This window comes from Flavonifractor plautii ATCC 29863, assembly GCF_000239295.1.
Lineage (GTDB): Bacteria > Bacillota > Clostridia > Oscillospirales > Oscillospiraceae > Flavonifractor > Flavonifractor plautii.
The window spans coordinates 1-8249 of sequence record NZ_JH417659.1 but is presented as its reverse complement, the minus strand read 5'-3'; the positions used below and the strand labels follow the sequence as shown (position 1 = coordinate 8249).

Sequence of the window (8249 nt, the reverse complement as noted above, 5' to 3'; positions counted from 1 at the left end):
TCATCCCGGTCCGCTGCCGTTCCGCCTGCGGAATGCTTCCGGCTCCTGTTCCGTCTGTTTGAATTGGCTATTTATTCGCTATACTATTATTATAACGAATATATAAAAATTATTAACTGTTATAGCTCCAATATTATGAATATTTATACAGAATGACTATTGCGTTTTTATACGGGTTGGATTATACTGGGAACACATCAGCTGGGCGGCCGGCCTCGCCGCCCCACAGGAGGTCATCAACATGTCTGAGATCAAGAAAGTCGTCCTGGCCTACTCCGGCGGTCTGGATACGTCCATTATCATCCCCTGGCTGAAGGAGAACTACAACGACCCCGAGATCATCGCCGTCTCCGGCGACGTGGGACAGGGGGCCGAGCTGGACGGCCTGGAGGAGAAGGCCATCAAGACCGGTGCGTCCAAGCTGTACGTCGAGGACCTGACCGACCAGATGGTGGACGAGGTCATCATCCCCTCCATGATGATGGGGGCCAAGTACGAGGACTATCTGCTGGGCACCGCCTTTGCCCGGCCCATCATCGCCAAGCGGCTGGTGGAGATCGCCAAGCAGGAGGGCGCCGACGCCATCTGCCACGGCTGCACCGGAAAGGGTAACGATCAGGTCCGCTTCGAACTGGCCATCAAGCGCTTTGCCCCCGAAATGAAGATCATTGCCCCCTGGCGGGAGTGGGACATCAAGAGCCGGGACGAGGAGGTCGACTACGCCGAGGCCCACAACGTCCCCCTGAAGATCAGCCGGGAGACCAGCTACTCCAAGGACAAGAACCTGTGGCACCTGTCCCACGAGGGCCTGGACCTGGAGGACCCCGCCAACGAGCCCCAGTACGACAAGCCCGGCTTCCTGGAGATGGGGGTCTCCCCCGCCATGGCCCCCGACGCCCCCGCCTATGTCACCATCGACTTTGAGAAGGGCTGGCCCGCGGCCGTGGACGGAGTGAAGATGAAGGCCAGCGACCTCATCCGCAGGCTCAACGAGCTGGGCGGTGCCAACGGCATCGGCCTGCTGGACATCGTGGAGAACCGGCTGGTAGGCATGAAGGACCGGGGCGTGTACGAGACCCCCGGCGGCACCATCCTCTACCGGGCCCACGAGGTGCTGGAGCAGATCACCCTGGACAAGGACACCAAGCACATGAAGCAGAAGCTGGCGGTAGACTTCGCCGACCTGGTCTACAACGGCAAGTGGTTCACCCCCCTGCGGGAGGCCCTCACCGCCTTCGCCACGGACACTCAGAAGTACGTCACCGGCACCGTGAAGCTCAAGCTCTACAAGGGCAACCTTATCACCGCCTCCGTCTCCTCCCCCTGCACCCTGTACTCCGAGAATCTGGTCACCTTCGGGGAGAGCGACTACGACCAGACGGACTCCCAGGGCTTTATCAACCTGTGGGGCCTGCCCGACAAGGTCCAGGCCCTGCGGGAGCAGGGAAAGCTCTGAGCGGAGACCCTGTCTGATATCTTTTTCCGCCTGCGGACGGCAAAACTCCGCGAGGCAAAAGGAGCGATACTATGAAACTGTGGGCCGGACGGTTCCAAAAGGAGACGGATGCCCTGGTCAACGACTTCAACTCCTCCATTTCCTTTGACGCCCGGATGTACCGGGAGGACATCACCGGGTCCATCGCCCACGCGGCCATGCTGGGCAGGCAGGGGATCATCAAGGAGCACGAGGCCGAGAAGATCATCGACGGCCTCAAGGCCATCCTGGCCGACATTGAGGCCGGACAGGTGGAGTTCTCCCTGGAGAACGAGGATATCCACATGAATATCGAGACCATCCTCACCCAACGCATCGGGGACACGGGCAAGCGGCTGCACACCGCCCGCAGCCGGAACGATCAGGTGGCGGTGGACTTCCGGATGTATGTCCGCAAGGAGATCCAGGCCATCATCGGCCTGATCCTGGACCTGGAGAAGGTGCTGGTCAGGAAGGCCGAGGCCAATCTGGACACGGTCATGCCCGGCTACACCCACCTCCAGCGGGCCCAGCCCACCACCTTCGCCCACGCCATGATGGCCTACGCCAACATGTTCAAGCGGGACGTGACAAGGCTGGAGGACTGTCTGGCGCGGATGGACGAGTGCCCCCTGGGGGCGGGGGCCCTGGCTACCTCCACCTACCCGGTAGACCGGTTCCAGACCGCACAGGCTCTGGGCTTTTCCAAGCCCACCGACAACTCGCTGGACTCGGTGTCCGATCGGGATTTCGCCCTGGAGTTTCTCTCGGCCTGCTCCATTCTGATGATGCACCTGTCCCGGTTCTCCGAGGAGATCATTCTATGGTGCTCCTGGGAATTCAAGTTCGTGGAGCTGGACGACGCCTACTCCACCGGCTCGTCCATCATGCCCCAGAAGAAGAACCCCGATGTGGCCGAGCTGCTGCGGGGCAAGACGGGGCGGGTGTACGGCTCCCTCATCACCCTGCTCACCGTCATGAAGGGGCTCCCCCTGGCCTACAACAAGGACATGCAGGAGGACAAGGAGTGCGTCTTTGACGCCATCGACACGGTGGAGCTCTGCCTGCCTGTGTTCACCGCCATGCTGGACACCCTCACCGTGCGGAAGGAGAACATGCGCCGGGCGGCCGCCGGCGGCTTCATCAACGCCACCGACTGCGCTGACTACCTGGTGAAGAAGGGGATGCCCTTCCGGGAGGCCTACCTGATCGTGGGCCGACTGGTCAGCCAGTGCATCAGAGCCGGTGAGACCCTGGACACCCTGTCCCTCAAGGACTTCAAGGCCGTATCCAAGGTCTTTGACGAGGATGTGTACCAGGCCCTGGAGCTCAGGACCTGCGTCAACGGCCGCAAGGTCTGCGGCGGCCCGGCGGCGGACAGCGTCCGGGTGCAGATCGGACATATCAGGGAATTCGTGGAGACACGCAGACATGGATAAGCCGAAGGTCTTTATCGACGGCCGGGAGGGCACCACTGGCCTTCAGCTCTGGGAGCGGCTCTCCCGGCGGACCGATCTCGAACTGCTGCGCATCGGCGAGGCCAGGCGCAAGGACCCGGCGGAGCGGAAAAAATACCTCAACGCGGCCGACCTGGTGTTTCTCTGCCTGCCCGATGCCGCCGCCTGGGAGGCGGTGGAGCTCATTGAGAACGGACACACCCGGATCATTGATGCCTCCACCGCCCACCGTACCGCCTCCGGCTGGGTCTATGGCTTCCCGGAGCTGTACAAGGACCCAGAGCGCATCATCGGACAGGCCCGTCGGGTGGCTAATCCCGGCTGCCACGCCACCGGCTTCCTGGCCTCGGCAGCCCCCCTGTCCGCCCTCCATATTCTGCTCCGGGACTGCCCCCTCACCTGCTTCTCCCTCACTGGCTACTCCGGCGGAGGCAGAAAGATGATCGCCCAGTATGAGGCCCCCGACAAGCCGGCCGAGCTGTTCAGTCCCCGGCTCTACGGCACCGGCCTGCGCCACAAGCACCTGACCGAGATGCAGAAGGTGGCTGGGCTGGAGCAGCCCCCGGTGTTCTGCCCCGTGGTGGACGACTACTACAAGGGCATGGCTACCACCATCCAACTCCACAACCGCTATCTGCGGGGCCAGCCCACCGCCCGGGAGGTCTGCCACATCCTGGCGGCCTACTACGCCGGCCAGCCCCTGGTCTCGGTGCGCTGGGGCGGGGATGCCCCCACCCTCCCCGCCAACGCTCTGGCGGGCACCGACCGGCTGGAGCTGGTGGTGTGCGGCCACGAGGAGCAGACCATCGTCACCGCCCTCTTCGATAACCTGGGCAAAGGCGCCTCTGGCGCGGCGGTGCAGAACATGAACCTGATGCTGGGCTTTGAGATGACGGCGGGCCTGGCCCTGGAAACCCCACCGGCGGGCAGTCCCGCCTCAGCAAGGAGTGAGCGAACATGAAGCAGATACCCGGCGGCGTCACCGCCCCCAAGGGCTTCCGGGCCTGGGGGGTCCACTGCGGCGTCAAGAGCAAAAAGGCAGACAAGAAGGACCTGACCCTCATCCTCTCCGACCAGGAGTGCGCGGCGGCGGCCGTGTACACCATGAACCGGGTCAAGGCCGCCCCCCTCTATGTCACCATGGAACACCTGGAGGACGGCACCGCCTGGGGCGTGGCGGCCAACAGCGGCAACGCCAACGCCTGCTGCCCCATGAGCCACGAGTACGCCGAGGAGATGGCCCGGCTGGCCGCCCGGGCCACCGGCCGCGCACCCGCCGACTTCGTGGTGGCCTCCACCGGCGTCATCGGCCAGACCCTCAACATCGCCGCCATTCGGGCGGGGATGCCGGAGGCGGCGGCGGGCCTCACCGCCGGGCCGGAAGGCTCCGACGCGGCGGCCCGCGCCATCATGACCACCGACACGGTGAAGAAGGAGCTTGCCCTCGCCTGCTCTATCGGCGGCAGGACCGTGACACTCGGCGCCATCGCCAAGGGCTCCGGCATGATCCACCCCAACATGGGCACCATGCTGTGCTTCGTCACCACCGACTGCGCCATCACCCGGGAGATGCTCTCCGAGGCCCTCCACGAGGTGGTCCCCCGCACCTTCAACCGGGTGACGGTGGACGGGGACACCTCCACCAACGACATGTGCGCGGTGCTGGCCAACGGTATGGCGGGCAATCCCCTCATCGAGTGGAAGGATGACGGCTACACCGTCTTTCTGAAGGCCCTCCGCCAGCTCTGCCAGGAGCTGGCCCGGGCCATCGCCGGGGACGGCGAGGGGGCCAGCCGCCTCATCACCTGCGCCGTGCGGGAGGCCCGCAGCGAGGAGAGCGCCGAGCGCCTGGCCAAGGCGGTGGTGGGCTCCCCCCTGGTGAAGGCCGCCATGTTCGGCGCCGACGCAAACTGGGGCCGGGTGCTGTGTGCCATGGGCTACTCCAAGGCCCCCTTCCGCCCCGAGTATGTGGACATTTCCTTCTCCTCCGCCGTGGGTGCTGTGGCCGTCTGCCGGGGCGGCATGGGTCTGGACTTCGACGAGGAGGCCGCCCGGAGCATCCTCTCCCAGGACGAGGTGGTCATCGACGTCCACCTCCACGAGGGAGAGCACGAGGCCACCTGCTGGGGCTGCGACCTGACGTACGAATATGTGAAGATCAACGGCGATTACAGAACATGAGAGGCGCAGCCCGCGCCCCTCTCCCCAAGGAGGCGAACCCCATGTCCGACGTGACCCTGCGGGCCCAGGTGCTGGCCGAGGCCCTGCCCTACATCCAGAAGTATTACGGAAAGACCATCGTCATCAAATATGGCGGCAGCGCCATGATCTCCCGGGAGCTGCGGGAAGCCGTCATCGGCGACGTCATTCTCCTCAGCCTAGTGGGCATCCATGTGGTGGTGGTCCACGGCGGCGGGCCGGAGATCTCCGCCATGTTGAAGAAGCTGGGCAAGGAGTCCCGCTTCGTGGACGGCCTGCGCTGTACCGACACCGAGACCATGGACGTGGTGCAGCAGGTGCTCTGCGGCAAGGTGAACAAGAACCTGGCGGCCACCCTCAACCGCCGGGGCGGGCGGGCCATCGGCCTGTGCGGCTTGGACGCCGGTCTGTTCCAGGCCAGACTGCTGGACGCGAAGTACGGTCTGGTGGGCGAGCTCGCCAGGGTGGACCCCGCCCCGGTCCGGGACTGCCTGACGGCTGGCTACATCCCCGTGGTGTCCACCGTGGCTCAGGGGGTGGACGGCGAAAACGCCTACAACATCAACGCCGACACGGCTGCCGCCAGGCTGGCGGTGGCTCTGGGGGCAGAGAAGCTCATCCTCCTCACCGACGTGCGCGGCCTGCTGCGGGATCCGGCGGACGAGAGCACCCTTCTCCAGAAGGTGGGCCTGTCCGAGGTGCCCCTGCTGGTGCGGGAGGGGGTCATCCAGGGAGGCATGATTCCCAAGGTGGAGTGCTGCGTGGAGGCGGTGCGCTCCGGCGTGGAGCGCACCCACATCCTGGACGGCCGCATCCCCCACTCCATTCTCATCGAGCTGCTCTCCGACGAGGGCATCGGCACCATGATCCTGTAAGGAGGCGCAGACATGACCTTTGACGAACTCAAGGCGCTGGACCACGCCCACACCCTCCAGACCTACGGCCGCTTCGACGTGGACGTGGACCACGGACAGGGGGCCACCCTCTGGGACCTGGCCGGCAGGACATACATCGACTTCACCTCGGGCATCGGGGTGTGCTCGGTGGGCTACGGGAACGAGAAGTGGGCCCGGGCCATCTACGACCAGGCCCTCACCCTGGGCCACATCTCCAACCTGTTCTACTCCCAGCCCTACGCCCGGCTGGCCGGCGCCCTCTGCGCCCGGTCGGGCATGGCGGCGGCCTTCTTCGGCAACTCGGGCGCGGAGGCCAACGAGGGGCTTCTCAAGCTGGCCCGCAAATACAGCCACGACAAGTACGGCGCCGGCCGCGGCACCATCCTGACCCTGCGCAACTCCTTTCACGGCCGCACCCTCGCCACCCTTGCCGCCACCGGCCAGGACGTGTTCCACCAACACTTCTTCCCCTTCCCGGAGGGCTTCCGCCACACCGGCGCCAACGATCTGGCCGACGTGGAGGCCCAGGCCGGGGAGGACGTGTGCGCCGTGCTGCTGGAGCTGGTCCAGGGCGAGGGCGGCGTGCTCCCTATGGACCGGGACTTCGTCCGCGCCCTGGCCGGCCTGTGCGAGCAGCGGGACTGGCTGCTGCTGGTGGACGAGGTGCAGACCGGCATCGGCCGCACCGGCACCCTCTTCGCCTTCCAGCAGTACGGCATCCGGCCCGATGCCGTCTCCTTTGCCAAGGGCATCGCCGGCGGCCTGCCCATGGGCGGCTTCCTTGTGAACGAGAAGTGTCGGCCGGTGCTGGGCCCCGGCAGCCACGCCTCCACCTTTGGGGGCAACCCTGTCTGCTCCGCGGCCGCCCTGGCGGTGCTGGACATCCTGGACGAGGCGGCCCTGAACCGGGTCAGGGAGAAGGGGATCTATCTTCGGGAACACATCGAGGCAATGGGCAAGCAATGCCTGGGTGCCACCCGGGGCCTGGGCCTCATGATCGGGGTGGAGGTCCGCCCCGGCTGGAGCAGCAGGGAGCTGGCCGCCCGGTTGGCCGGACACGGCCTGCTGGTGCTCACCGCCGGCCCCGCCCTGCGGCTGTTGCCCCCCCTGACCATCACGAAGGGCGAGATGGACCAGGGCCTGGCCATCCTGGACCGGGGCCTGGAGTGACCCCGGGTTGCGCCCGCCATTTTTGTATGAGGTGAACGAGATGAAAGACCTGCTGAAGCTGCTGGATCTCTCCAGAGAGGAGATCGTCCGCATCCTGGACGTGGCTGACCAGATGAAGTACGACCAGAAGCACCGCCTGCCCCACCCCCGCCTCCAGGGCAAGACCCTGGCCATGATCTTCGAGAAGAACTCCACCCGCACCCGGGTCTCCTTTGAGACCGGCATGTTCCAGCTGGGGGGCCACGCCCTCTTCCTCTCCAGCAGGGAGAGCCAGATCGGCCGGGGCGAGCCGGTGGAGGACACCGCCCGGGTGCTCTCCCGCTACTGCGACGGCATCATGATCCGCACCTACTCCCAGGAGGAGGTGGAGAAGCTGGCCCGGTATGCCGACATCCCCGTCATCAACGGCCTCACCGACTTCGCCCACCCCTGCCAGGTGCTGGCCGACCTCATGACCATCCGGGAGCGCAAGGCTAGGCTGGAGGGGCTGAAGATGTGCTTCATCGGCGACGGCAACAACATGGTCAACTCCCTCATTGTGGGCTGCCTGAAGGTGGGCATGGAGGTGTCCGTGGCCTGCCCCGAGGGCTATGACCCCCACCCCGATGTGCTGGCCTTCGCCCGGGAGGCGGGCCACGGGTTCTCCCTGGTGCGGGATCCCCTGGAGGCCGCGGCGGGGGTCGACGTGGTGTTCACCGACGTGTGGGCCTCCATGGGCCAGGAGGAGGAGGCCGCCCAGCGGCGGGCCGCCTTCCGGGGCTACCAGGTCAACGAGGCCCTGATGGCCGTCACCGATCCCGGCTGCATGGTGCAGCACTGCCTGCCCGCCCACCGGGGGGAGGAGATCACCGCCGAGGTCTTTGAGGCCCACGCCGGCGAGATCTTCGACGAGGCGGAGAACCGCCTCCACGCCCAGAAGGCCGTCCTCTGTCTCCTGATGGGCGGGGACGCCCGGTAAACGGCCGCCCCAGCCTGCGCAGCAGTTTGCTGAAAGAAATGCACGGGAGCTCTCATACTGAAAGACGGCCCCGGGCCGCGCTGTGCGCGGTCCGG

The 8249-nt window shown here is 65.9% G+C and carries 7 protein-coding genes; all 7 read left to right on the top strand.

The features are described 5' to 3' along the window. Window positions 1–241 precede the first annotated feature (241 nt). Window positions 242–1456 (top strand): argininosuccinate synthase, encoded by a 1215-nt coding sequence (locus HMPREF0372_RS02965; protein WP_007488846.1) that lies wholly within the window; start codon window positions 242–244, stop codon window positions 1454–1456. Between the two features lie 71 nt (window positions 1457–1527). Further along, window positions 1528–2913: an argininosuccinate lyase gene (gene argH / locus HMPREF0372_RS02960; protein WP_007488845.1), complete on the top strand. Its 1386-nt coding sequence runs from the start codon at window positions 1528–1530 to the stop codon at window positions 2911–2913. Then, window positions 2906–3892 (top strand): N-acetyl-gamma-glutamyl-phosphate reductase, encoded by a 987-nt coding sequence (gene argC / locus HMPREF0372_RS02955; RefSeq protein WP_007488844.1) that lies wholly within the window; start codon window positions 2906–2908, stop codon window positions 3890–3892. The genes argH and argC overlap by 8 nt, the downstream gene beginning before the upstream one ends. Then, window positions 3889–5112, top strand: coding sequence for a bifunctional glutamate N-acetyltransferase/amino-acid acetyltransferase ArgJ (gene argJ, locus HMPREF0372_RS02950; protein WP_007488843.1), 1224 nt, complete (start codon window positions 3889–3891; stop codon window positions 5110–5112). Before argC ends, argJ begins: the two co-directional genes overlap by 4 nt. 41 nt (window positions 5113–5153) lie before the next feature. Continuing rightward, on the top strand, window positions 5154–6005 hold the full coding sequence (gene argB, locus HMPREF0372_RS02945; protein WP_039996579.1) for an acetylglutamate kinase: 852 nt from the start codon (window positions 5154–5156) through the stop codon (window positions 6003–6005). Window positions 6006–6017: 12 nt separating this feature from the next. After that, on the top strand, window positions 6018–7196 hold the full coding sequence (locus HMPREF0372_RS02940) for an aspartate aminotransferase family protein (protein ID WP_007488841.1): 1179 nt from the start codon (window positions 6018–6020) through the stop codon (window positions 7194–7196). Window positions 7197–7236: 40 nt separating this feature from the next. Next, on the top strand, window positions 7237–8154 hold the full coding sequence (gene argF, locus HMPREF0372_RS02935; protein WP_039996576.1) for an ornithine carbamoyltransferase: 918 nt from the start codon (window positions 7237–7239) through the stop codon (window positions 8152–8154). Window positions 8155–8249 lie beyond the last annotated feature (95 nt).